This window comes from Pseudomonas sp. B16120, from assembly GCF_044218845.1.
In the GTDB taxonomy this organism is placed as follows: Bacteria; Pseudomonadota; Gammaproteobacteria; order Pseudomonadales; family Pseudomonadaceae; genus Aquipseudomonas; species Aquipseudomonas paracarnis.
Window position 1 is genome coordinate 4,291,315 of sequence record NZ_CP162588.1, and the last position, 24,681, is coordinate 4,315,995.

The following is a 24,681-nucleotide window of genomic DNA, read 5'->3' on the forward strand; positions in this document are numbered from 1 at the left end:
AACCGCCTCACCTTCGGGTGAGGCTTTTGCATGAAAGGGAGGAATGTAAATGACCTTGGAAACCTGGCTGCTGTTCAGCGGCGCTGCGCTGGTGGTGATCCTGATCCCCGGCCCGCTCTCATTGCTGATGATCAGCAACAGCCTTAACTATGGCCTGCGCCGCTCGTACCCGGCGTTTCTCGGTGGTGTGTTTGCCTCGATCTGCCTGTTGAGCGCCTCGGCCCTGGGCCTGGGCGCGCTGCTGCTAGCGTCCGAACAACTGTTCAGCGCGCTCAAAATTGTCGGCGCACTCTACCTGTTCTACCTGGCGTGGCAGAGCTGGCAGCAATCGCGCCTGCCGAATGCGGGCGCTGAAGTTCCGCACGCTGCGCCAGTACCACGCTTTCGTGCATTGTTTGGCCGGGCTTTTGTACTGGGCGCCAGCAACCCCAAGGACATCCTGTTTTTCGCTGCCTTCCTGCCACAATTTCTCAGCAGCCAGCAACCGTTCCTGCCGCAGTTGCTGGTCATGATCGTCACCTGGACGCTGCTTGATCTGCTGTGCAAGTTGGCTTACGGCTTGGGCGCCCATGGCGCTGCGCGCTATTTGCGCAGCGGCTCGGGCCAGAGCTGGTTCAATCGGATCAGTGCCGCACTGTTTGGTGGCGCCGCAGCAGCGGCACTCGTCAACGCTAGGGGGCCAATTTGACGAAGTAGACGCTGGGGTTCAGATTGCCCTTCGTCGCCCATTGGATACCCGCCACGATCCGCACCAAGCGCTGTTCTTGCAGCGCGCTGTCGACCGCTTTCAATAGAAGAGAGTCGGGGTGTAATTTAATTGCGAACCGAATCCACTTGTCCGTCAGCTTGGTTCTCAATGTCATTCGCCCCGTCTCAAGCCATTGATAGGCGACATAGTAAATTTTGTTCGAATGGCGATGCGTCACAACTGATTCGTGGCTGAATTCTCCAGCGGTTGTCCCCTGCCGCCGCAAAGACAAATCCTGGACGGCGAAGCCCTGCTGCTCCAGCACGGTTCTGACGGCAGAGCGCTCTGCCTCGAGCCGCTGCGTCCTGACCGGTGTGACACCAAATTGAAGGCGCGGATCCAACGGGTGAGGCGGCGTGAAGTCAACACGCGTGAAGCCTGGCGCCTTGCCATCGTACCCGATGTACACCATTTCTTTGCGCCGCTCATTGGGCCGCAACATCTGTAGCAAATCATCCGTCTGGCCAACACGGCCATTTACAGCAAGCAACCACTTGTCGAGCGTGGCGCGAATATTCAGTAAATGACTGGCCGTTGCCAGTTGTGGCGGCCCCGATAACTCAATCAGCCTGGCGACTGCCAGCGCTTGGCTTGTATTTGTGAGGGTGGGAAAAGCACTGCCCACATAGCGCTCCAGTGGCCTGTCGAACAGCGGCGCATGCAGCTGCCACTCGCCCGCCGAAGTGCGTGATACCGGAATGGGCTGATCGTTGATTGCCGTACTTGTCCAGCGCTCAATATCAGTGCGAGCCAATGAAACCTGCTGCGTATCCCTGGTAATAAACGCAATGTCGGTCAATGGCGCCTGATCCCCCGTGTCCAGTAGCCTGTAATATCCGATTCCCGATCCAGCGCTCGGTGTGTCATACCTCGCGCCGATATAGATGGCATTGTAGAAGGCTCCTTGAGGAGTCGATTGCACACGTAAAACGCCAGGTATCGATGAGTCCGACAGCTCAATGGCCTGGGCTCGGATACGCCAATCGAACCAGTGGGTGGCGACCGTTGAGGACTGGACAATGGTGCTTTGTGTAGCAGAACGCACAGTCGGTGGGAACCAATCCCGTAGCGCCTCTACTTCTACGCGCCAGGGGTTGAGCACCCCCGAGCTGGGCCCCGGTTGAGGGTCGCCCGAGCCCAACAAGCGTTCACCGGGCTGATCGATGTGCAAGATCAACTCGTCTTCGCCCGGCTGCCGGGTATTTTTGAGTCGAAATACCTGTTCGTTTTCGCGCTGGTAAATCGGGTAATGGTGCGTATCGTCTGTCAGAAACAGCTCACCCTTTTTGACATGGATTCCCTTTTTGCCCGGGCCTTTCAGCGCCACGGCGTCGTCAGCAATCGCCTTGATTTTGAACCGGTCGAACACCTTGAGCTGAGTTACAACGGGCACCTTCACGCGCGCAAGGCTACCGCGCACGGCCATGCGCATGCGGTGTATGCGTGCCAGTAAAGCCCTCGGCGCAGGACGCGTCACCTTGGCCACAGCACTGCCGCGCCCCTTGGGCCCCGGTATAAAGTTTGTCAGCAGGTCAGCCGCCATAAACGCACTCATAAAACCCACGTCAACGGCATCATGAGGGTCCCCATAGCGATGAAAGCGCCGCGCCACAAGCAGCAACTCGTAGGCATCATTGAACATCCCGAATAACGGAGAGAAAAAAGCGATCAACCGGCGCCTGCGTGTCTCGCCCTGCTCGCCCAGCCGACGGGTGCGATACTCATCCAGCGCTTTGCCGGAATGGCTGGCTGCCTGGGTCTGACGTTTCAACTCCAGCACCGGGGCGTCGTAAAGCAATGCCTGGGCATCACTGTGGGACGTGGGGACAATTGCCAGCCAAGCCTCAGGTTCACTGGCAATCTGCTCAAGGATTACCTGCTCAACCTCATCCGGCAGCACCGTCGGCTCCAAGTGCTTGATACCGAAGGAGCGAACAAACTCAACCGCTTGCCATATCCCTTTGACCATGGCAAACGCAGGTATAGCGTCCAGGTAACTGACGGCAGCACCGAGCCTATCGACCCTGACCGGGTGATGGGTAATTGCCTGAAATGCCCAGCCGGGTGCGATCTGCCTCGCCAGCATCTGGGTGTTTTCAGGCCGTGCGCCAAGGCGGTTCAATGCATCCTGGGCTTGTTGCAAACTGCAGTACTCGGTGAGAACCAACGCGGGCGAAGCATTCGGCCAATAGATCACGCAATGCCCCGACCGCAGGTCTCGCACGATCACCAGGCCCGCGATATAGCGGTCATGCTGCATCGTGTGGCCCACTAAATGAAGCACATGCAGTTGCAGCTCATGTTGGTTTTTCAACAAGTCTTGCGGCGTTCGTGCGGCCATCGCCGTGGTGAAGATACTTTGCGCGGTTGCCGTCAAGCCTTGTTGCGTGGCCAACAACAGATGTTGCTCAGTGCCGGCAAGCAACGTCCGGTTCAGTAACTCGGGAATGCGCCCTTTGCTGAGCGTGTGGAGGGTATCGCCAGGCGGGTAAAAAACCTGGTTGATCAACGCGTCGTACTGACCGCCGACATCCAGCGAGGAAATCGTACGGATCAAGTAAGCGGCATTCAGTTGATTTTTCCATTCAGGTTGCAAATAGCGGGCGCGATTGAGTCGCCACTGCGTCCAGGGCGCCAGTGGGTCCAGGTTATGCTGCGCCAGTTGTAACAGGCTGTAGGTGGTGCGCTTCAGGGTCGGGGTAAGTTTTATGGCGCGGTCGCCAATGGCACAACCGCTTGTCCATCCACAATAACTGCCTTGAACATCATCGGGCATATCAATGAAGGGCTGGTCGATATCAAACTGCGCAGGTATGCCGTCCAACCGCAAGCGATCGATCAGGGCACGGCGAGCGAAGGTTTCCAGACCGGGCAACTGGTCTTCAAGCCTTGTCTTGAATGCAAAAGTACTGCTCAGGTAAAAGCGCTGCGATCGCCTGAACTTCTTACGCTGGTAACGGGATGCGTGCTCCAGCCAAGCTGGCAGTTTCTTCGCTTGCAGTGCGGTTTTGCGCAACAACTCGACATTGGCCTGGGCGCGGCTCTGGGCGTCACTGACAGGTGCCTTGAGCTGCTCTTGCAGTTCTGCCAGCAGCAGGGCGCGACTTATTTGCGCATCTTTCACGCCGTTGAATATGCGCGTGATGTCTTCTGTGCTGTTGTGCAGGCGCTGATAGCACCCAAGCAATGTCTTGATCGCAGCCAGTGCGGGCTTGCCATTAATCGGTACGTAGCGCACAGCCAGCGTTCCACGCGCCGCGTGTGAGCGCAAGTCGTTACGCTTGTCGTGCTCGACATAGTCCCACAGCGCGCTGCGGTCCCAACTCTCAAGGCTGGCTTTGATACTTCGGGTCAGGGCGTCCAGTCCGAAAAACCCCTGCACCCCACCTTCCGCTCCGAAACCGCACAGGACTACCGCATGCTGGCGCCGCGGCACCCGTACCGCCGCCGCCGTAGTCACCACCCACATGTTATGGAGCGGATAGAAGGCATCCGGGTCATTGCCAATCGCAATTGACAGCACTCGGGTTTGACTGTCTGGACGTTTTGACGGCAAAGGCTGATCGAGCACTTCGATGATCAGGTCCCGATGCGCGGTGCTTATCAACTTGAGTCGATGCTGCAATTGCACCTCACAGCGTAGCGCCTCAGTCTGGGCGTCAAGAAACAACGTGCCGCGCCTGAGCGTACCCTTTCCACCAGGGCGCTCAGCCCAAAATGCCACCTCGAACAGCCGTTGCTGGGCATCCTGCACCCACCTGTCCATCGTTTGGGCATGGGCGTTGAGCTGGGATACCAGCGATACAAATGCCTGGTATGCGGGCGTATCGTTACTCAAATCATCGGGATCGAGCAACGCAACCAGCCCTTTTTCGTAGCGTTTGATCCGGTGTTCTACGGTGTATTCGGCCAAGCCTGGCGCAGTGCTGCCAAAGATTATTTCGGCGTGTCGTCGTTGCTGGTCCCATTTGAGCAACTGCTCTCGAAGCGGGCCAAGTCGGGCCCCGCCGATTAACTGCTGCCGGTTACGCTCCACTCGTGCGAGAACAACTGCTGACTCCAGAGGCTGTGACGTTCCGGCGGCAAACACATGGGCGTGGTTGCTTTTTACCGTACACGCTAATTCATTGGCCCATTGCCCTTCCAACAACGCCTGCGCGCTTGACGCCAGCGCATCCTCCATAAGCTCCACGCCTCGAGAGACAGTGGATACCGAGGAGAACGTTGCAGGTGGATGCAACACAGAGCGACGACTTAATGGCAAACATTGCCAGAGCTCGTGTAGACGAGACCTGCCCAGCGCCTGCACGCCGCACGCCAGGGCGACGAAAGACGGGTACTCGTAAAAATTGCGAGCCACACCCGGTAAATAGACAACATGAGGCACATCATCGGGATCGCCCTCACGATAGAAATGCAACGCGCCCGCAATAGCCACCGCAGGGTTACCCGGCCACATCAACGGGCCTACTCGCACATCGGCCCACTGTCCGCCCGCACGCAGGCGTGCTTCAGCGGTTGGTGCATCGATCACGGCCTGAACCATGGCCAATCCAGCCCGTGATAGCTCGTTCAGTTGCCTGGCAATAAAGGCCCGGTCAGCAAAAAGCGCCTGGTGCAGCTCGATCCAACGCTCCCGGCGTGTGAGCCAGGAGCCGTACTCCAGCGCGTCCCAATATTGATTGGCTGCGCGACCCAACCGCTCAAACAGCCCCAACGCGATAACCCGCCGCAGCGCTTCCAGCGGTGTATAGGGCAACCGACGGTCAGGCGCGCCCTTGACGCTGAGGAGGGTGTATTGATTGATATTGAAAGGCACCGAAGGGCGGACCAGCAGCAACAACGCACGATCAGTCAAGGTGTCGACTTTCTGCGGTAAACGCGGAGGCATGGGTTCGGTGAAGAGCAGACTGTCCGGGTCAATCTCGAACGCCTTCTGCAACTGGGCGCGGATCACCTTCAAGATCCTGGGTGAGCGCCCTATCAGGCGTGTGAGCGCCCGTGTCGACTCGCGGCATCTCGCGTCGGCCAGCCCGATCTGATTGATCAGGCGGCTGGGATGGGGATAGGCGTTGATCCGTTCTCGCAACGGAGTGCGTAGGGCCTGTAAATCGGCATCGACGAAAAAGGGCGGCGCGTCCTCCTCAAGGGTGTCGTCAGGGTCACTGGAGGGCGCTGTAACGCCGAGCTGATCAGGGGGCAAGGTCATGGTGTTTTCTTCTCTATGCACTGAGGAAAAACCAGCCTAGGGCCCATCAATGAGCAAGAGGGGCTAGATAGTTGAGCGAAAAAAAGCCCGCAGTGTGCGCGGGCGAAACCAACGAAGAGCATTTGGGGGTGTGAAGCGAGGTGACGACTCAGCTACCGCGATAAGTGGAGTAGCTGTAAGGCGAAATCAGCAGAGGCACGTGGTAGTGGTCTTGCTCGGCACTGATACCAAAGCGCAACACCACCACGTCGAGGAAGGCAGGTTCAGGCAATTGCACACCGCGGGCACGGTAGTAATCACCGGCGCTGAACTGCAGTTGGTACACGCCGCTGCGGTAGTCGTCGCCTTGCAGCAGCGGCGCGTCGCAACGACCGTCTCCGTTGGTAGTGGCGGTAGCGACGAGCTCAAGCTGCGTGCCTTCGACACGGTAGAGCTCAACCTTGATTGCGCTGCCAGGGCAGCCGTGTGCAGCGTCCAAAACGTGTGTGGTCAAACGTCCCATGGCTTCTATGCGCCTCCGGAAGTCAGTGATTGAGAAACCCGCACCTTTTCAGAGCGTTGAAAAAGCCGGCGATGACTGATTAAGACACTTTTTATAAAAATTGTACACAATAAATTCCACAGCCTTCCAATCCCCTGTAGGAGCGAGCTTGCTCGCGAAAAACGTCAACGATGACGCGGGCTTTCAGGATGAAAAGTGGCGCGCTCGGGTTTTTCGCGAGCAAGCTCGCTCCTACAGTGGGCTTTTTCATTTTAATCTGACCATTCAGGCAAGTTTCTTGCAGAGACCCGTAGAGAGCCCGTTCAGAAAAAATGCAGAAATGCAGGCTTACAAAGTTCGCGATAAGTTGTATACAATCAATCATCGCTGTGACGCCACTCAGTCATTCCACTGCCCGGACGCCACACACACCTGCTACCACGAACAAGAAGGAAGACTGCAGTGAGCGCTGACTACCCACGCGACCTGATCGGTTACGGCAGTAACCCTCCTCACCCCCACTGGCCGGGCAAGGCACGCATTGCGCTGTCGTTCGTACTCAACTACGAAGAAGGCGGCGAGCGCAATATCCTGCATGGCGACAAAGAGTCCGAAGCCTTCCTTTCGGAAATGGTCTCGGCCCAACCGCTGCAAGGCGAGCGCAACATGAGCATGGAGTCGCTGTATGAGTACGGCAGCCGTGCCGGTGTGTGGCGCATCCTCAAGTTGTTCAAAGAGTTCGACATCCCGCTGACCATCTTCGCCGTGGCCATGGCCGCCCAGCGCCATCCGGACGTGATCCGCGCCATGGTCGCCGCCGGCCACGAGATTTGCAGCCACGGCTACCGCTGGATCGACTACCAGTACATGGACGAGGCTCAGGAGCGCGAGCACATGCTCGAAGCCATCCGCATCCTCACCGAACTCACCGGTGAACGCCCACTGGGCTGGTACACCGGCCGCACCGGCCCCAACACCCGTCGCCTGGTGATGGAGGAAGGTGGCTTTCTGTACGACTGCGACACCTACGACGACGACCTGCCCTACTGGGAACCCAACACCCCCAACGGCAAGCCGCACTTGGTGATCCCCTATACCCTGGACACCAACGACATGCGCTTCACCCAGGTGCAGGGCTTCAACAAGGGCGACGACTTTTTCGAATACCTCAAGGACGCCTTCGACGTGCTGTATGCCGAAGGTGCCGAAGCGCCAAAGATGCTGTCCATCGGCCTGCATTGCCGCCTGATCGGCCGCCCGGCACGCCTGGCCTCGCTCAAGCGCTTCATTGAATACGTCAAAGGCCATGACCAGGTGTGGTTCACCCGCCGCGTGGACATCGCCCGTCACTGGCACCAAACCCACCCTTTCCCGGGAGCGGCGAAATGACTGCGTTCCAGACCCTGAAACCTTCGACCTTGAGCCGCGACGCCTTCGTCCAGGCCTTTGCCGATATCTACGAACACTCGCCATGGGTGGCCGAAAAGGCCTTCGACCTGGGCCAGGACGCGTCGATCGACCAGATCGAAACCCTGCACCAGCGCATGAGCGATATCCTGTTGAGTGCTGATCACGCCTCGCAACTGGCGCTGATCAATGCTCACCCGGACCTGGCCGGAAAAGCTGCCGTCCAGGGCCAACTGACCCAAGCCAGCACCGATGAACAAGCGGGCGCGGGTATTCACCAATGCACGGCCGAAGAGTTTTCTCGCTTCACCGAGCTGAATGAGGCCTACAAAGCCAAGTTCAAGTTTCCCTTCATCATGGCGGTAAAAGGCAGCAACCGGCATCAGATCCTCGCCGCGTTCGAAACGCGCATCCACAATTCGGCAGACACCGAGTTCAAGTGCGCGCTGGACGAGATCAACAAGATCGCGTTGTTCCGTTTACTGACCCTCTAGCAGTCCATCCCCAGCCACTCTATCTAAGGCAGACAAGAAGAATGAAAGCTTACGCCGTACCTTTCGAAAAGTTCGTCAACCTGGCCGACGCCCGCCTGGGCACCAAGATCATCTCGGTGACCGATGACTGGTTCGCTGACGCCAACCGCCTGTTCCAGCCGACCCCGGCCGTGTGGAAGGAGGGCGTTTTCGATGACAACGGCAAGTGGATGGACGGCTGGGAGTCACGCCGCAAGCGCTTCGAAGGCTACGACAGTGCAGTGATCCGCCTGGGCGTGCCGGGTTCGATCAAAGGCGTGGACATCGACACTTCATTCTTCACCGGCAACTTCCCGCCGTCGGCCTCCCTGGAAGCCTGCTTCCTGGCCTCGGGCGAGCCGGATGCCAACACTCAGTGGGTGGAAGTGCTGTCAGCCGTCGAGCTGCAAGGCAACAGCCACCACTACCACGAGATCAACAACGACCAGGCGTTCAGCCACCTGCGCTTCAACATCTACCCGGATGGCGGCGTGGCCCGTCTGCGTGTGTACGGCGTGCCGTTCCGTGACTGGTCTTCGGTGGGCGACAACGAACAGGTCGACCTGGCTGCCGCGCTCAATGGCGGTCGTGCCCTGGCCTGTTCCGACGAACACTTCGGCCGCATGAGCAACATCCTCAACCCGGGCCGCGGCATCAACATGGGCGATGGCTGGGAAACCGCGCGTCGTCGTACACCGGGCAATGACTGGGTGATCGTCGCCTTGGGCCACCCGGGCGAGATCGAGAAAATCGTGGTCGACACCCTGCACTTCAAGGGCAACTACCCGGATACCTGCTCGATCCAGGGCGCTTTCGTGAAAGGCGGCACCGACAGCCAGATCGAAACCCAGTCGCTGTTCTGGCGCGAACTGCTGCCGGCGCAGAAGCTGGAAATGCACGCCGAACACACCTTCGCCGAGCAGATCAAGGCGCTGGGGCCGATTACCCACATCCGCCTGAATGTGTTCCCGGATGGTGGTGTGAGTCGCCTGCGTGTCCTGGGCAAAGTCTCGAAATAACACCCGATCGTCCCCACGCTCTGCGTGGGGACGCATCCCGTGACGCTCCGCGTCACACAGCGGACGCAGAGCGTCCAGGGCAGCGTTCCCACGCAGAGCGTGGGAACGATCTATAGACAAGATAAGAAGACAGCCATGCGCACACTGATGATCGAACCCCTGACCAAAGAAGCCTTCGCCCCTTTCGGAGACGTTATCGAAACCGATGGCAGCGATCACTTCATGATCAACAACGGGTCGACCATGCGCTTTCACAAACTGGCCACGGTCGACACCGCGAAGCCGGAAGACCACGCCATCATCAGCATCTTCCGCGCCGACGCGCAGGACATGCCGCTGACCGTGTGCATGCTGGAGAGACACCCGCTGGGCAGCCAGGCTTTCATTCCGCTGCTCGGCAACCCCTTTCTGATCGTGGTCGCGCCACTTGGCGATGAACCTGTATCGGGCTTGGTCCGCGCCTTCGTCACCAACGGCAGGCAGGGCATTAATTACCATCGCGGCGTCTGGCACCACCCGGTGCTGACGATCGAAAAGCGGGATGACTTCCTGGTGGTTGATCGCAGTGGCACAGGCAATAACTGCGATGAGCATTTTTTCAAAGAGGATGAGCGTTTGATCCTCGCCCCCCACCAATAAGAGAAGGTCTGATCACCCGACAACAAGGGTGACAGGCGAGAGGTAAAGACTGTGGAAGCACATCTGTTGGAATGGCTGAACCTGAGCGTGCGCTGGGTTCACATGATCACTGGCGTCGCCTGGATCGGCGCTTCTTTCTACTTCGTCTGGCTGGAAAACAACCTTAATCGCGTCAACCCCAAGAACGGCCTGGCCGGTGACTTGTGGGCGATCCACGGTGGCGGTATCTACCACCTGGAAAAATACAAACTGGCCCCGCCGACCATGCCGGACAACCTGCACTGGTTCAAATGGGAAGCCTATTTCACCTGGATGTCAGGCGTCGCGCTGCTGTGCGTGGTGTTCTACCTCAACCCGACGCTGTACTTGCTCGCCCCCGGCAGCAGCCTCAGCGGCACCGAAGGCGTATTGCTGGGTATCGGTTCACTGTTCGCCGGCTGGTTTATCTACTCCTTCCTGTGCGATTCGGCCCTGGGCAAACGCCCTGCCCTGCTCGGCTTGATCCTGTTTGTGCTGTTGATTGCGGCGGCCTACGGCTTCAGCAAGGTGTTCAGCGGCCGTGGCGCCTACCTGCATGTGGGCGCGGTGATCGGCACGATCATGGTCGGTAACGTGTTCCGCATCATCATGCCCGCCCAGCGTGCGCTGGTGGCGGCCATCGCCGAGAACCGCACACCGGACCCGGCGCTGCCGGCCAAGGGTTTGCTGCGCTCACGGCATAACAACTACTTCACCTTGCCGGTGCTGTTCATCATGATCAGCAACCACTTCCCGAGCACCTATGGCAGCCAATACAACTGGCTGATCCTGGCCGGGATCGCGGTGGCAGCAGTGTTGGTGCGCCATTACTTCAACACCCGGCATGACAGCCAGAAGTATGCGTGGACCTTGCCGGTGGGCGCGTTGGCAATGATCAGCCTGGCCTACGTGACCGGGCCCAAGCCGGCTGAACCGATTGCCAAGGCACCGGCGGCGATTGAGTATCAGCCGCTGCCGGAAACCGCCTTGGGCGGTGGCTTGAAACCCGCCGCGCCTGCCGCACCCGCCGCTGAACCGGCACCAGCCCAGGCCACCACGGACTTCGGTCAGGTGCACCACGTGATCGAGCAACGCTGCACCGTGTGCCATTCGGCCAAGCCCACCAGCCCGCTGTTCAGCACCGCTCCGGCTGGGGTGATGTTCGACACACCGGCACAGATCCAGCAGCAGGCGGCGCGCATTCAAGCGCAGGCCGTGGCCAGCCAGATCATGCCGCTGGGCAACATTACCCAGATGACCCAGCAGGAAAGGGATTTGATTGGCACCTGGATCAATCAGGGGGCCCGCACCAACTGACTGTTTCACACAGGACCAATGTGGGAGCTGGCTTGCCTGCGATAGCGGCAGATCACCAACATTTTCGGTGACTGACACACCGCCATCGCAGGCAAGCCAGCTCCCACAAGGGAGATCAGTGATGGTTTGAAGATTAAGTTTCATCCGGCAATTGAATGCCAAACAACACAAAAATAAAAAGATTCGAGGTGTTGCATGTCCCAGTTAGAAACGCAGACTCCTGCCGCGCCCGCCATGGTGCGGCTGCCCCTCTTGCAATTGATCCTGGTAGGCCTGCAACACGTCTTGCTGATGTACGGCGGTGCCGTCGCCGTGCCCCTGATCATTGGCCAGGCCGCCGGCTTGAGCCGTGAAGAAATCGCCTTTCTGATCAACGCCGACCTGCTGGTGGCTGGTATCGCCACCATGGTGCAGTCGTTCGGCATCGGCCCCATGGGCATCCGCATGCCGGTGATGATGGGCGCCAGTTTTGCCGCCGTGGGCAGCATGGTCGCCATGGCCGGCATGCCCGGCATCGGTTTGCAGGGCATCTTCGGCGCGACCATCGCCGCCGGGTTCTTCGGCATGCTTATCGCACCGTTCATGTCCAAGGTAGTGCGCTTTTTCCCGCCGCTGGTGACCGGCACGGTGATCACCGCCATCGGCCTTTCGCTGTTTCCCGTGGCGGTGAACTGGGCCGGCGGGGGCAGCGCCGCCGCCACGTTTGGCTCGCCGGTCTACCTGGCGATTGCCGCCCTGGTGCTGGGCACTATCTTGCTGATCAACCGCTTCATGCGCGGCTTCTGGGTGAACATCTCGGTGCTGATCGGCATGGGCCTGGGTTACGCCCTGTGTGGTGTGATCGGCATGGTCGACCTCAGTGGCCTGGCCCAGGCGCCGTGGGTGCAGGTGGTGACGCCGTTGCACTTTGGCATGCCCACGTTCGAGTTGGCACCGATCCTGTCGATGTGCCTGGTAGTGGTGATCATTTTTGTCGAGTCCACCGGCATGTTCCTCGCCCTGGGCAAGATCACCGGCCAGGAGGTCACGCCGAAGATGCTGCGACGCGGCCTGTTGTGTGATGCCGGCGCGTCGTTCTTTGCCGGCTTCTTCAACACCTTTACCCACTCCTCCTTCGCGCAGAATATCGGCCTGGTGCAGATGACCGGCGTGCGCTGCCGCTCGGTCACGCTCATGGCCGGCGCGTTCTTGATCGTGCTCAGCCTGTTACCCAAGGCGGCCTATCTGGTGGCATCGATTCCACCTGCGGTACTCGGCGGCGCGGCGATTGCGATGTTCGGGATGGTGGCGGCAACCGGGATCAAGATTCTGCAGGAAGCCGACATCGCCGACCGCCGTAACCAGTTGCTGGTGGCGGTGAGCATCGGCATGGGCCTGATCCCCGTGGTACGCCCGGAGTTCTTCGCACAACTGCCGTTGTGGATGAGCCCGATTACCCACAGCGGCATCGCCATGGCCACCCTCAGCGCGCTGTCGCTGAACATCCTGTTCAACATTCTCGGCGGCGCTGAGCGCCCCGAAGTCGCACATACGCATTGATTCCTTTGTTAGTACAAAAATAACAACAAACAGGGAACCCCCACATGCACAACCTTGACATGGGGCCGGCCACACGCCGCGCCCCATTCTTGCCCCTCGCGCTCTGTTACAGCGCACTTGAGCCCAGGCCTGGGAGCCAGTATTCTCCGCGCCCGCTCGAATCGACTCAAAAAAAAACAGCGAATGTAAAAGCTGACCTCAAGGCCAACTTATCCCGGCCTGATGTTTGCTGCCAAAGTGCACAAAAGTCCCCTGAATTCGACTGCATCCGCTGCAGCCGACGGGGATTTTTTGGCTTTTTCAACACCTTGGCGCAGCTCTTGCTAAAAGCATCAAAGCTGACCGAACAGACGATTTTTGCAGCGAACCAAAAGGCGCCACACCAGAGCGCCTGCGTAGAAGAAAAACCATAAAATTTTAACTCGGGAGCAACCGAATGAAACCTATGTTCAAAGGCCTGATGCTGGCTGGATCACTGTTGGCCGGTGGCCAGGCCGTAGCCGGTGACTTGTTGCAATGGCAAAACAACAGCCTGACTTATCTGTGGGGCAAGAGCTTTACCGTCAACCCGCAGATCCAGCAAACCGTCACCTTCGAACATGCCGACGCATGGAAGTACGGCGACAACTTCTTCTTCCTCGACCGTATCTTTTACAACGGCAAGGAAGACGGCAATGTCGGCCCGAATACTTACTACGGCGAGTTCAGCCCGCGTTTGTCGTTCGGCAAGATCCTGGACAAGGACCTGTCGTTCGGCCCGATCAAGGACGTGCTGCTGGCCTTCACCTATGAGTTCGGCGAGGGCGATAACGAGTCCTACCTGCTGGGTCCGGCGTTCGACTTGAACATCCCCGGTTTCGACTACTTCCAGTTGAACTTCTACCAGCGCCAGACCGAGGGCAATCGCCCGGGTGACGGCGTGTGGCAGATCACTCCGGTCTGGTCGTACACCATTCCCGTGGGTAATTCCGACGTGCTGATCGACGGTTTCATGGACTGGGTGGTGGATAACGACAAGAACGCCCGCGGCACTTATCACGCCAACCTGCACTTCAACCCGCAGGTCAAATACGACTTGGGCAAGGCGCTGCATTGGGGCGACAAGCAGTTGTATGTGGGTTTTGAATACGACTACTGGAAGAACAAGTACGGGATTGAAGACAGCGGCGCCTTCAAGACAACCCAGGACACAGCAAGCTTCCTGGTCAAATACCACTTCTAAAGGTTGATCGCGGTTCCCTGTGGGAGCTGGCTTGCCTGCGATCGCGATGTGTCTGTGCCAGCAGTGTTGGCTGGCATACCGCTATCGCAGGCAAGCCAGCTCCCACATTCAGTTTGACGTCAGGCCGAGGAAACGAGTGATTTCTTCGCGCTTGGCCAGCGCATCCTTGCGCCCCAGTTCGATCAACTCACTGCAATACCCCGCCTCGAACAACAGATAGCTCAACACTCCTGCCCCGCTGGTCTTGGTCGCCCCCGGCCCGCGCAAAAACACACGCAACGCCGCCGGCAACTCCTGGCGATGTCGTGCGGCGATCTCATCGATGGGCTGGCTGGGGGCAATCACCAGCACCTCTACCGGCGCCAGGCCCTGCACCGCCGCATCCGCAGGCACGACGCGGCTGAACTGGTTCAAGCGCTCCAGCAGTTCGATATCGCTTTCCAGGCTGTCAATGAAGGTGCTGTTGAGCATGTGCCCGCCGATTTGCGCCAGGGTCGGTTGCTGGCCGGTGTAGGTGCGTTGCGTCGAGGCTTCATTGCCCCTTGGGTTGCCGCTCACACCGACAACCAATACGCGGCTGGCCCCCAGGTGCAAGGCCGGGCTGATGGGCGCGGACTGCCGCACTGCGCCATCGCCGAAGTACTCTTCGTCAAGTTTGATCGGAGCGAACAACAGCGGAATTGCGGAGCTTGCCAACAGGTGCTCTACCGTCAGTTGGGTCGGTACCCCAATGCGCCGATGACGCAACCAGGCATCGATGGTGCCGCCGCCCTGATAGAAGGTCACCGCTTGCCCGGACTCATAGCCAAAGGCCGTCACCGCCACAGCCTGCAAGTGCTTGCGGCGGATAGCCTCGTCGATGCCGTCCAGGTTCAAGCGCTCTTGTAACAAGTCGCGCAGTGGCGAACTGTTGAGCAACGCCACCGGCACCTGGCTACCCAGGCCCAACAGGCTATGGATCAGGAAACGACTGGCCTGGCGCATCACCCCCGGCCAGTCACTGCGCAGCACCTGATGGCTGCGAAAGCCCTGCCAGAAGGCCGTCAGCCGTTGGATGGCTGCCGAAAAATCACTGGCGCCGCTGGCCAGGCTCACCGCATTGATCGCACCAGCCGAGGTGCCGACGATCACCGGAAAAGGATTCGCTGCCCCCGCAGGCAGCAATTCGGCAACCGCCGCCAGCACCCCCACCTGATACGCCGCTCGCGCCCCGCCGCCGGAAAGAATCAAGCCTGTGACCGGTTCAGCTGGGCGCATTGCGTCACTCCATGTGAGAAAGGGTTGGGCTTATCGACGGCGCTTTTCGTACAACTTGGGCTCACCCGGCGGTCGGCTCTTGAAGCGGCGGTGGGTCCACAGGTATTGCTCGGGGCATGCGCGTACCGAGGCTTCGACCCACTGGTTGATGCGCAGGCAGTCGATTTCGTCGGTTTCACCCGGGAAGTCGGTCAGCGGCGCATGGATCACCAGGCGGTACCCGCTACCGTCAGCCAGGCGCTCCTGGGTAAACGGCACCACCAGCGCCTTGCCCAGGCGTGCGAACTTGCTGGTGGCGGTGACGGTAGCAGCCTGGATGCCAAACAACGGCACGAAGATGCTTTGCTTGGCGCCGTAGTCCTGGTCTGGCGCGTACCAGATGGCCCGGCCGGCGCGCAGCAGCTTGAGCATGCCGCGCACGTCGTCACGCTCCACGGCCAGGGAATCGAGGTTGTGGCGTTCACGACCACGGCGCTGGATAAAGTCGAACAGCGGGTTGCCGTGTTCGCGGTACATGCCGTCAATGGTGTGCTTCTGCCCCAGCAGCGCCGCGCCGATTTCCAGGGTGGTGAAGTGCAGCGCCATGAGGATCACGCCCTTGCCGTCCAACTGCGCCTGCGTGAGGCGCTCCAACCCTTCGACATGGGCCAGGCGCGCCAGGCGCGGCTTGGGCCACCACCAGCTCATGGCCATTTCAAAGAAGGCGATGCCGGTGGAAGCGAAGTTTTCCTTGAGCAGGCGTTTACGTTCCTTGGCGGATTTTTCCGGGAAGCACAGCTCAAGGTTGCGCGCCGCAATACGGCGACGATCGCCCGCCACGCGGTACATGCCCGCGCCCAGCAGGCGACCAATGTTCAACAGCGCCCGATACGGCAATTGAGTGACCAGCCACAGCAGGCCGAGCCCCAGCCATAGCAGCCAAAAACGCGGGTGAAGAAATACAGCTCGAAAACGCGGGCGATCCATTACAGATTCCGGTAAAGACAAGGGCCGCGCATTCTACAACGGTTCGACTCGGCTTGCGGCGAGTGAGTGTTCTCGTTATAAGTCTCGACACTTTTCGTGACAAGCCGCTTTCGCCGACCATGAGCCAAACCGAACCGCTAGACCAAGATCCCGTGTTCCAGCTAAAAGGCAGCATGCTCGCCATTACCGTGCTGGAACTGGCCCGCAATGACCTCGACGCCCTGGACCGCCAACTGGCCGCCAAGGTCGCCCTGGCGCCAAACTTTTTCAACAACGCCCCGCTGGTGCTGGCGCTGGACAAGCTGCCGGCCGGCCAGGGCGTGATTGATTTGCCCGGCCTGATGCGCGTATGCCGTTCCCATGGCCTGCGCACCCTGGCGATTCGCGCCAGCCGCATCGAAGACATTGCCGCCGCCATCGCCATTGAACTGCCAGTACTGCCACCATCGGGCGCCCGTGAGCGCCCTCTGGAACCATTGGTCGGCGAAGAAAAGAAAAAACCGGAAAAACCACCGGAGCCTGCGATCAGGCCTACAAAGATCATCACTTCGCCGGTACGCGGCGGGCAGCAGATTTACGCCCAAGGCGGCGACCTTGTGGTGGTCTCCTCGGTCAGCCCGGGGGCGGAACTTCTTGCCGATGGCAACATCCATGTATACGGCCCGATGCGCGGACGCGCCCTGGCCGGCATCAAGGGTGATACCAAGGCGCGTATTTTTTGCCAGCAGTTGACCGCTGAGCTGGTTTCCATCGCGGGTCAGTACAAGGTTTCCGAAGATTTGCGCCGCGATCCACTGTGGGGCGCTTCGGTACAGGTCAACCTGTCGGGCGATGTGTTGAACATCATCCGTCTTTAACGGATACTGCCGCATTTTCCAAGCATCTCTAGACTCTGATAGCAAAGCGAAACCGGCAAGACTTGTGTAGGACTTTTTGGAAGTTGGTGTTTCCCCATGGAAACCCCGTCTTTTTCCTGCAAAGGCTGTCCGCCTGCGGCGAGTTCCAAGAGATGTTTTTCAGGGACCGAAAGTCCTTTTTCCTTAGGGGTGAAACACCTTGGCCAAGATTCTCGTGGTTACATCCGGCAAGGGTGGTGTGGGTAAGACCACCACCAGCGCCGCTATCGGTACCGGCCTCGCTCTGCGCGGCCACAAGACAGTCATCGTCGACTTCGACGTCGGTCTGCGTAACCTTGACCTGATCATGGGCTGCGAGCGTCGCGTGGTGTATGACTTCGTCAACGTGGTGAACGGCGAAGCCAACCTGCAACAGGCCCTGATCAAGGACAAGCGCCTTGAGAACCTGTACGTGCTGGCTGCCAGCCAGACCCGTGACAAAGACGCGCTGACCAAAGAAGGCGTCGGCAAAGTCCTCGCCGAGCTCAAGGAAACCTTCGAATACGTGGTCTGCGATTCCCCGGCCGGTATCGAAACCGGTGCTCACCTGGCGATGTACTTCGCCGACGAAGCCATCGTGGTGACCAACCCGGAAGTCTCCTCGGTACGTGACTCGGACCGCATGCTCGGCCTGTTGGCCAGCAAGTCCAAGCGCGCCGAAGAAGGCCAGGACCCGATCAAGGAGCACCTGCTGCTCACCCGCTACAACCCGGAGCGCGTCAACAACGGCGAAATGCTCGGTGTTGAAGACGTGAAGGAAATCCTCGCCGTGACCCTGCTGGGCGTGATTCCGGAATCCCAGGCCGTGCTGAAGGCATCCAACCAGGGCGTACCGGTGATTCTCGACGACCAGAGCGACGCCGGCCAGGCGTACAGCGATGCCGTCGATCGCTTGCTGGGCAAGACCGTGGAACACCGCTTCCTCGATGTCAAGAAGAAGGGATTCTTCGAGCGTATCTTTGGAGGCAACTAAACAATGAAATTTCTCGACTTCTTTCGCGCCAACAAAAAACCCAGTACCGCATCGGTCGCGAAAGAGCGTCTACAGATCATCGTGGCGCACGAACGCGGCCAACGCAGCACCCCGGACTACCTGCCAGCCTTGCAGAAGGAACTGGTCGAGGTGATCCGCAAGTACGTCAATATCGGCAACGATGACGTGCATGTCGCCCTGGAAAATGACGGCAGCTGCTCGATTCTGGAACTCAATATCACCCTGCCCGATCGTTGATCGAACGGGCGGTCGCCACGGCGGCTCCACTGACGGCCCCCTCGCTCCTACAGGGTGAGGGGGCCGTCAGTGGAGCCGCCGTTGGCGTTTGTTACGAGGCTGTTTAATGCCGCTGTCCAATATCCACATCCTGCATCAGGACGACGCTGTCCTGGTGGTGAACAAGCCGACCCTGCTGCTCTCGGTGCCTGGCCGCGCCGACGACAACAAGGACTGCCTGATCACTCGCCTGCAGGAAAACGGCTACCCCGAAGCCCGCATCGTCCATCGCCTGGACTGGGAAACGTCGGGGATCATCCTGCTGGCCCGGGACGCCGACACCCACCGCGAACTGTCCCGCCAGTTTCACGACCGCGAGACCGAAAAGGCCTACACCGCCCTGGCCTGGGGCCAACCGGCACTGGACAGCGGCAGCATTGACCTGCCCCTGCGCTACGACCCGCCGACCAAGCCCCGCCATGTGGTCGACCATGAGTTCGGCAAACATGCACTGACCTTCTGGAAAGTCCTGGAGCGTTGCGGCGACTGGTGCCGCGTAGAGCTGACACCCATCACCGGGCGCTCGCACCAGTTGCGCGTGCATATGTTGTCCATCGGGCATCCGTTGCTGGGCGATGGTCTGTACGCCCATGAACAAGCCCTGGCCGCCTGGCCGCGCCTGTGCCTGCATGCAAGCATGCTCAGCTTCACCCATCCGCAAAGCGGCGAGCGCCTGCGCTTCGAGTGCCCTGCGCCTTTTTGAAGGGCTGATGCGCTCAAATGTGGGAGCTGGCTTGCCTGCGATATCGGCGTGCCAGCCAATACATCTGGCACAGAAAGACCGCTATCGCAGGCAAGCCAGCTCCCACAGGGTTTGATGTGGTTCTCGGCCATGCACGCTCACTCCAAATATCTGGCCAATACGGTAAACTCTCGCCACTGCTGTCTGGAGCTATTTATGCGCGAAGCGTTGAATCAAGGCCTGATCGACTTCCTCAAGGCCTCCCCTACTCCTTTTCATGCCACTGCCGCCCTGGCCCAGCGCCTGGAAGCCGCCGGCTACCAGCGTCTCGACGAGCGCGACACCTGGGCCACCGAGGCCAACGGTCGCTACTACGTGACCCGCAACGATTCCTCGATCATCGCCTTCAAGCTCGGCCGCCAATCGCCGCTGCAGGACGGTATCCGCATGGTCGGCGCCCACACCGACAGCCCATGCCTGCGGGTCAAGCCCCAGCCGGAACTGCAACGCCACGGCTTCTGGCAACTGGGTGTGGAAGTCTACGGCGGCGCGCTGCTGGCGCCCTGGTTCGACCGCGACCTGTCCCTGGCCGGGCGTGTCACCTTCCGCCGCGATGGCAAGGTCGAGAGCCAACTGATCGACTTCAAGCTGCCGATCGCTATCATTCCCAACCTGGCCATTCACCTCAACCGTGAAGCCAACCAGGGCTGGGCGATCAATGCCCAGACCGAGCTGCCGCCGATCCTGGCGCAGTTTGCCGGTGACGAACGCGTGGACTTTCGCGCCGTGCTCACCGAACAGTTGGCTCGCGAGCATGGGTTGAATGCCGATGTGGTGCTCGACTACGAGCTGAGTTTCTACGACACCCAAAGTGCTGCCGTGATCGGCCTCAATGGCGACTTCATTGCCGGTGCACGCCTGGACAACCTGCTGTCATGCTACGCCGGCTTGCAAGCCTTGCTCTCCAGCGACACCGATGAAACCTGCGTGCTGGTGTGCAACGACCACGAAGAAGTCGGCTCCTGCTCGGCCTGCGGTGCCGATGGCCCGATGCTGGAACAGACCCTGCGTCGCCTGCTGCCCGAAGGTGAAGAATTCGTACGCACCATTCAGAAATCCCTGCTGGTGTCGGCAGACAACGCCCACGGCGTGCACCCCAACTACGCCGACAAACACGACGCCAACCACGGCCCGAAACTCAACGCCGGCCCGGTGATCAAGGTCAACAGCAACCAGCGCTACGCCACCAACAGCGAAACCGCGGGGTTCTTCCGCCACCTGTGCATGGCCCAGGAAGTGCCGGTGCAGAGCTTCGTGGTGCGCAGCGACATGGGCTGTGGTTCGACCATCGGCCCCATCACTGCCAGCCACCTGGGCGTGCGCACCGTGGACATCGGCTTGCCGACCTTTGCCATGCACTCGATCCGCGAGCTGTGCGGCAGCCATGACCTGGCGCATCTGGTCAAGGTGCTGGGGGCGTTCTACGCCAGCCGCGACTTACCCTGAGACCGAGGCGCGCCCATCGCGGGCAAGCCCGCTCCCACATTGATCTGTGAATGCATTTCAGTGTGGGAGCGGGCTTGCCCGCGATGGGTTTCCAAACAGATATAAGGCTATCTGACTCACATCAACTGCACTTCTGCCAATCCGGCCTAGACTTGTCAGAACTTCCAGTCCGACAAGGCCGCCCCTCGCCATGATCTCAATGTCCTCATTCCACGCCATGCTGATCCCCATCCTGATCGGCATGATCATGCTCGCGGTCGGCTTCAACTTTCGCGACAAGCCTCTGGGCGTGTTTGGCATGTGGATCGGCATGCTGTTGATCCTCGGCACCGTGCTCTACAAGATCCTCGCCAAACTGGCGCAGTGACAAATGCGCTCGCATTGGGCATAGCGGCCTCGTACACTCGGTCAATTCGTCGTTTTCAAGGTTGACCGCCTCGTGCTTTCCCGTCTGTTTGCCCTGCCCTGCTACCTGCTGATCGCCCTGCTCACGCTGCTGCCAGTGATGCCCGCCCAAGCCGTGGGCTTGCCCGGGATGCTGGGCGGCTCCAGCAAGACCCAACCCCAGGCCGAAGTGCCCTTGGGGCAGTCGCTGGACGACGTGATCAAGACCCTGGAAAACGACCAGCAACGCACCCAGTTGCTCAGCGACCTGAAGAAGCTGCGCGCCGCCACGCAAAAGGCCCAGCCCGCCGCCGAACTCGGCGTACTCGGGTTGATCGGCAGTACGCTGTCGGGCTTTGAGCAGCAGTTTTCCGGCGCCGACAGCCCGTTGGGGCGCTGGTCCAATGAAGTCGACCTGGCCAAGGATGAACTCGCGGCCCTGATGTTGCCGGCCAGCGAATGGCTGCCGATCATCTTCGGTTTTGCCGTGATCCTGGCCGTATGGAGCCTGCTGGCCGCTGCGCTGATCTGGCTCAGCCATCGGGTGCGCGAGCGTTTCGGCCTGCCCGAAGAGCTGCCGCAGCACCCGCGCACTTGGGACATGCTGCGCTTTGCCCTGCGCAAGCTGGGCCCCTGGTTGATCGCGCTGGTGATCACGGTGTACCTGAGCTACGCCCTGCCTTCCTCCCTGGGCAAATCCCTGGCCATGGTGCTGGCCTATGCCTTGGTGGTCGGCACCTGTTTCTCGGCCATCTGCGTGATTGCCTTCTCCGTACTCGACGGCCCGCACCGCCACCGCGCCCTGTATATCCTGCGCCATCAGGCGTTCCGCCCGCTGTGGTGGATCGGCAGCTTTGCCGCCTTCGGTGAAGCCTTGAGCGACCCGCGCCTGGTTGCCGCGCTCGGCCAGCATCTGGCCCACACCGCCGCGACCGTGGCCAATGTCATGGCGGCGTTGTCCACCGGGGTGTTTATCCTGCGGTTCCGCCGTCCGATTGCGCACCTGATCCGCAACCAACCGCTGTCGCGCCGCCTCAACCGCCGAGCGCTCACCGATACCCTGTCGATCATCGGCACCTTCTGGTACATCCCGGCTCTTCTGCTGGTGGGCATCTCACTGTTCGCCACCTTCCTGTCGGCCGGCGACACCAGCACCGCCCTGCGCCAGTCGCTGCTGTGCACGGTGTTGCTGGTGTTGTGCATGGTGATCAACGGCCTGGTGCGCCGCCACGCCCTCAAGCCGCACCGCGGGCACAAGCGCCATGCGCTGTACTCCGAACGCCTCAAAGGCTTTGTCTACACCCTGGTGCACCTGGTGGTGTGGCTGGTATTTATCGAACTGGGGCTGCGGGTCTGGGGCCTGTCGATGATTCGCTTTACCGAAGGTGAAGGCCATGAAATAGCCGTGAAGCTGTTCGGCCTCGGTGGGACCTTGTTGTTCGCCTGGCTGATCTGGATCCTCAGCGACACCGCGATTCACCACGCCCTGACCCGCTCGCGCAAAGGCCTGGCCAACGCCCGCGCGCAAACCATGATGCCGCTGATCCGCAACGTGCTGTTCGTGACCATCTTCATCATCGCCGCCATCGTGGCGCTGGCGAACATGGGCATGAACGTTACGCCACTGCTGGCCGGTGCGGGCGTGATCGGTATCGCCATCGGTTTTGGTGCGCAATCGCTGGTAGCCGACTTGATCACCGGGTTGTTCATCATCATCGAAGACTCCCTGGCCATCGACGACTACGTGGACGTCGGCGGCCACCTCGGTACCGTAGAGGGCCTGACCATCCGTACCGTGCGCCTGCGCGATATCGACGGCATCGTGCACACCATCCCGTTCAGCGAAATCAAGAGCATCAAGAACTACTCCCGCGAGTTCGGCTACGCCATCTTCCGGGTGGCGATCCCTTACAACATGGAAATCGACGACGCGATCAAACTGATGCGCGAGGTCGGCCATGCCATGCGCAACGACCCGCTGCAACGCCGCAATATCTGGTCGCCGTTGGAGATCCAGGGCGTGGAAAGTTTCGAGTCCGGCAGCGCAATCCTGCGCGCACGCTTCAAGACCGCGCCGATCAAGCAGTGGGAAGTGTCGCGGGCATTCAACCTGTCGCTCAAGCGGCACCTGGATGAAGCCGGGCTTGACCTGGCGACACCGCGCTTGAGCGTGCAGGTGCTGACCGCCGGCAGCGTGCAGGAGAAAGATCCACAACAATAAGCAAGGAGAGGTTGGTATGCGAATGAACGGTCTGACACACCAATGGGTTTTGGGTCTGCTCGGCGCGGTCGCGAGCAGTGCAGTGATCGCCGCCAGCAGCGGCCAGGACAGTGCTCGGGAAACCATTGCCGCCCAGGCAAAAATCCTCGAACCCAGCCTGTTGGAAACCCGCCGCGATATCCACGCCCATCCCGAACTGGGCAATACCGAAACCCGCACCGCCGAGTTGGTCGCCAAACAGTTGCGCGAACTCGGCCTTGAAGTAAAGACCGGGGTGGCCCGCACTGGCGTCGTCGCCATCTTGAAAGGTGCCCTGCCCGGCCCGACCGTGGCCCTGCGCGCCGACATGGATGCGCTGCCGGTCAAGGAAGTCGCCGACCTGCCCTTCGCCTCCAAAGCCAAGGGCACCTACCTGGGCAAAGAAGTCGACGTGATGCACGCCTGCGGCCACGACGCCCATACCGCTATCCTGCTGAGCACTGCGAAGATTCTTACCGGGATGCGCGAGCGGCTGCCCGGCACCGTGGTGTTTTATTTCCAACCGGCCGAAGAAGGCCCCAGCGATTTTATCCCCGACGGCAAGAACACCTGGGGCGCGAAGATGATGGTGCAGGAAGGCGTAATGAAAGCGCCCAAGCCTGACGCGGTGTTTGGCCTGCACGTATGGGCCGGTGTGCCTGCCGGGCAAATCGCCTATCGCCCGGGCCCGACCCTGGCCAGTTCCGATGACCTGCGCATCAGGATCCTCGGCAAACAGACCCACGCCGGCCGCCCCTGGGACGGTATCGACCCGATCACCGTCGGCGCGCAAACCATTGTCGGCTTGCAGACCGTAGTCAGCCGCCGTACCGATATTTCGTCATTCCCCTCTGTGGTGAGCATCGGCACCATCAACGGTGGCACCCGCTATAACATCATCCCCGAGTCGGTGGACATGAGCGGCACCATTCGCTCCTACGACTACGGCATTCGCCAGAAGCTGCATGGGGATGTGCGCCAGACCGTAGAGAAAATCGCCGAAAGCGGTGGCGCCAAGGCCGAAGTGACGATCATCGAGAAGTACGACCCCACCATCAACAATCCGGCGCTGACCGAGAAAATGCTGCCGAGCCTGCGCTGGGCGGCTCAGGATGATGTGGTGCAAGGCCCGTTGGTGGGTGGCGCCGAAGACTTCTCGTTCTATGCCAAGGAGGCGCCGGGGCTGTTTGTCTTCCTGGGGGTGACCCCAAGGGACCAGGACATGAGCAAGGCGGCGCCAAATCACAACCCTGGGTTCTTTGTGGATGAGTCGGCGTTGGTGGTGGGCGTGAGGACACTGGCGTCGTTGGCGACGGATTACCTCTACACCCACACATCACTGTAATGCTTGATGTGGGAGGGAGCTTGCC

At 60.2% G+C, this 24,681-nt stretch carries 22 protein-coding genes; 18 read left to right on the plus strand and 4 right to left on the minus strand.

All coding sequences use genetic code 11. From position 1 onward, the window contains the following. The first annotated feature begins 49 nt into the window (after positions 1 to 49). Positions 50 to 688, plus strand: a complete 639-nt coding sequence (locus AB4P90_RS20050) for a LysE family translocator (protein WP_014719289.1) — start codon at positions 50 to 52, stop codon at positions 686 to 688. Here AB4P90_RS20050 and AB4P90_RS20055 read toward each other — a convergent pair. Both AB4P90_RS20055 and uraH read right to left on the minus strand, forming a co-directional pair. Further along, positions 672 to 5,957, minus strand: coding sequence for a dermonecrotic toxin domain-containing protein (locus tag AB4P90_RS20055; RefSeq protein WP_395605329.1), 5,286 nt, complete (start codon positions 5,955 to 5,957; stop codon positions 672 to 674). The genes AB4P90_RS20050 and AB4P90_RS20055 overlap by 17 nt on opposite strands. Positions 5,958 to 6,105: 148 nt before the next feature. Further along, on the minus strand, positions 6,106 to 6,459 hold the full coding sequence (uraH, locus tag AB4P90_RS20060) for a hydroxyisourate hydrolase (protein WP_014719291.1): 354 nt from the start codon (positions 6,457 to 6,459) through the stop codon (positions 6,106 to 6,108). 148 nt (positions 6,460 to 6,607) lie between these two features. On the opposite strand from uraH, the gene AB4P90_RS20065 reads away from it, so the two are divergent. The 9 genes from AB4P90_RS20065 (at position 6,608) to AB4P90_RS20105 (ending at position 14,111) form a co-directional block, all read left to right on the plus strand. Then, a complete protein-coding gene (locus AB4P90_RS20065; protein WP_395605330.1) occupies positions 6,608 to 6,904 on the plus strand; it encodes a hypothetical protein in 297 nt (98 codons plus the stop codon). Further along, positions 6,901 to 7,827, plus strand: a complete 927-nt coding sequence (puuE, locus tag AB4P90_RS20070) for an allantoinase PuuE (RefSeq protein WP_014719292.1) — start codon at positions 6,901 to 6,903, stop codon at positions 7,825 to 7,827. The genes AB4P90_RS20065 and puuE overlap by 4 nt, the downstream gene beginning before the upstream one ends. Next, positions 7,824 to 8,339, plus strand: a complete 516-nt coding sequence (gene uraD / locus AB4P90_RS20075; protein ID WP_014719293.1) for a 2-oxo-4-hydroxy-4-carboxy-5-ureidoimidazoline decarboxylase — start codon at positions 7,824 to 7,826, stop codon at positions 8,337 to 8,339. The genes puuE and uraD overlap by 4 nt, the downstream gene beginning before the upstream one ends. 41 nt (positions 8,340 to 8,380) lie before the next feature. Continuing rightward, on the plus strand, positions 8,381 to 9,376 hold the full coding sequence (gene alc, locus AB4P90_RS20080) for an allantoicase (RefSeq protein ID WP_014719294.1): 996 nt from the start codon (positions 8,381 to 8,383) through the stop codon (positions 9,374 to 9,376). A gap of 135 nt (positions 9,377 to 9,511) precedes the next feature. Further along, on the plus strand, positions 9,512 to 10,015 hold the full coding sequence (locus AB4P90_RS20085; protein ID WP_014719295.1) for an ureidoglycolate lyase: 504 nt from the start codon (positions 9,512 to 9,514) through the stop codon (positions 10,013 to 10,015). Between the two features lie 51 nt (positions 10,016 to 10,066). Then, positions 10,067 to 11,350, plus strand: coding sequence for a urate hydroxylase PuuD (locus tag AB4P90_RS20090; RefSeq protein ID WP_003192825.1), 1,284 nt, complete (start codon positions 10,067 to 10,069; stop codon positions 11,348 to 11,350). Between the two features lie 195 nt (positions 11,351 to 11,545). Further along, positions 11,546 to 12,889 (plus strand): nucleobase:cation symporter-2 family protein, encoded by a 1,344-nt coding sequence (locus AB4P90_RS20095; protein WP_014719296.1) that lies wholly within the window; start codon positions 11,546 to 11,548, stop codon positions 12,887 to 12,889. Between the two features lie 44 nt (positions 12,890 to 12,933). Beyond that, positions 12,934 to 13,302, plus strand: coding sequence for a hypothetical protein (locus AB4P90_RS20100; protein WP_130175205.1), 369 nt, complete (start codon positions 12,934 to 12,936; stop codon positions 13,300 to 13,302). Between the two features lie 23 nt (positions 13,303 to 13,325). After that, positions 13,326 to 14,111 (plus strand): outer membrane protein OmpK, encoded by a 786-nt coding sequence (locus tag AB4P90_RS20105; protein WP_003192827.1) that lies wholly within the window; start codon positions 13,326 to 13,328, stop codon positions 14,109 to 14,111. A gap of 108 nt (positions 14,112 to 14,219) precedes the next feature. On the opposite strand, the gene AB4P90_RS20110 is transcribed toward AB4P90_RS20105, so the two are convergent. Together AB4P90_RS20110 and AB4P90_RS20115 are read right to left on the minus strand one after the other, a co-directional pair. Further along, positions 14,220 to 15,368 (minus strand): patatin-like phospholipase family protein, encoded by a 1,149-nt coding sequence (locus AB4P90_RS20110; protein WP_060767620.1) that lies wholly within the window; start codon positions 15,366 to 15,368, stop codon positions 14,220 to 14,222. Positions 15,369 to 15,398: 30 nt separating this feature from the next. Further along, positions 15,399 to 16,334 carry a lipid A biosynthesis lauroyl acyltransferase gene (locus AB4P90_RS20115; protein ID WP_288856114.1) on the minus strand — a complete coding sequence of 312 codons (936 nt, stop codon included), beginning with the start codon at positions 16,332 to 16,334 and terminating at the stop codon, positions 15,399 to 15,401. A gap of 119 nt (positions 16,335 to 16,453) precedes the next feature. Between AB4P90_RS20115 and minC the strand changes: the two genes are divergently transcribed. From minC to AB4P90_RS20155, 8 genes are all read left to right on the plus strand, one after another. Then, complete coding sequence (gene minC / locus AB4P90_RS20120; protein ID WP_014719299.1) at positions 16,454 to 17,191, plus strand: septum site-determining protein MinC; 738 nt, start codon at positions 16,454 to 16,456, stop codon at positions 17,189 to 17,191. Between the two features lie 199 nt (positions 17,192 to 17,390). Further along, positions 17,391 to 18,203 (plus strand): septum site-determining protein MinD, encoded by an 813-nt coding sequence (gene minD, locus AB4P90_RS20125; RefSeq protein ID WP_003192835.1) that lies wholly within the window; start codon positions 17,391 to 17,393, stop codon positions 18,201 to 18,203. Positions 18,204 to 18,206: 3 nt separating this feature from the next. After that, a complete protein-coding gene (gene minE, locus AB4P90_RS20130) occupies positions 18,207 to 18,461 on the plus strand; it encodes a cell division topological specificity factor MinE (protein ID WP_003175252.1) in 255 nt (84 codons plus the stop codon). Between the two features lie 106 nt (positions 18,462 to 18,567). Further along, positions 18,568 to 19,203: an RluA family pseudouridine synthase gene (locus AB4P90_RS20135; protein WP_003192838.1), complete on the plus strand. Its 636-nt coding sequence runs from the start codon at positions 18,568 to 18,570 to the stop codon at positions 19,201 to 19,203. 195 nt (positions 19,204 to 19,398) lie between these two features. Beyond that, entirely contained in the window at positions 19,399 to 20,688 is a 1,290-nt protein-coding gene (locus tag AB4P90_RS20140; protein WP_014719300.1) for a M18 family aminopeptidase, read from the plus strand. A gap of 199 nt (positions 20,689 to 20,887) precedes the next feature. Next, positions 20,888 to 21,055, plus strand: a complete 168-nt coding sequence (locus AB4P90_RS20145) for a hypothetical protein (protein WP_014719301.1) — start codon at positions 20,888 to 20,890, stop codon at positions 21,053 to 21,055. Positions 21,056 to 21,127: 72 nt separating this feature from the next. Further along, positions 21,128 to 23,293, plus strand: coding sequence for a mechanosensitive ion channel family protein (locus AB4P90_RS20150; RefSeq protein ID WP_191949367.1), 2,166 nt, complete (start codon positions 21,128 to 21,130; stop codon positions 23,291 to 23,293). Positions 23,294 to 23,309: 16 nt separating this feature from the next. Further along, complete coding sequence (locus AB4P90_RS20155) at positions 23,310 to 24,656, plus strand: amidohydrolase (protein WP_014719303.1); 1,347 nt, start codon at positions 23,310 to 23,312, stop codon at positions 24,654 to 24,656. Positions 24,657 to 24,681 lie beyond the last annotated feature (25 nt).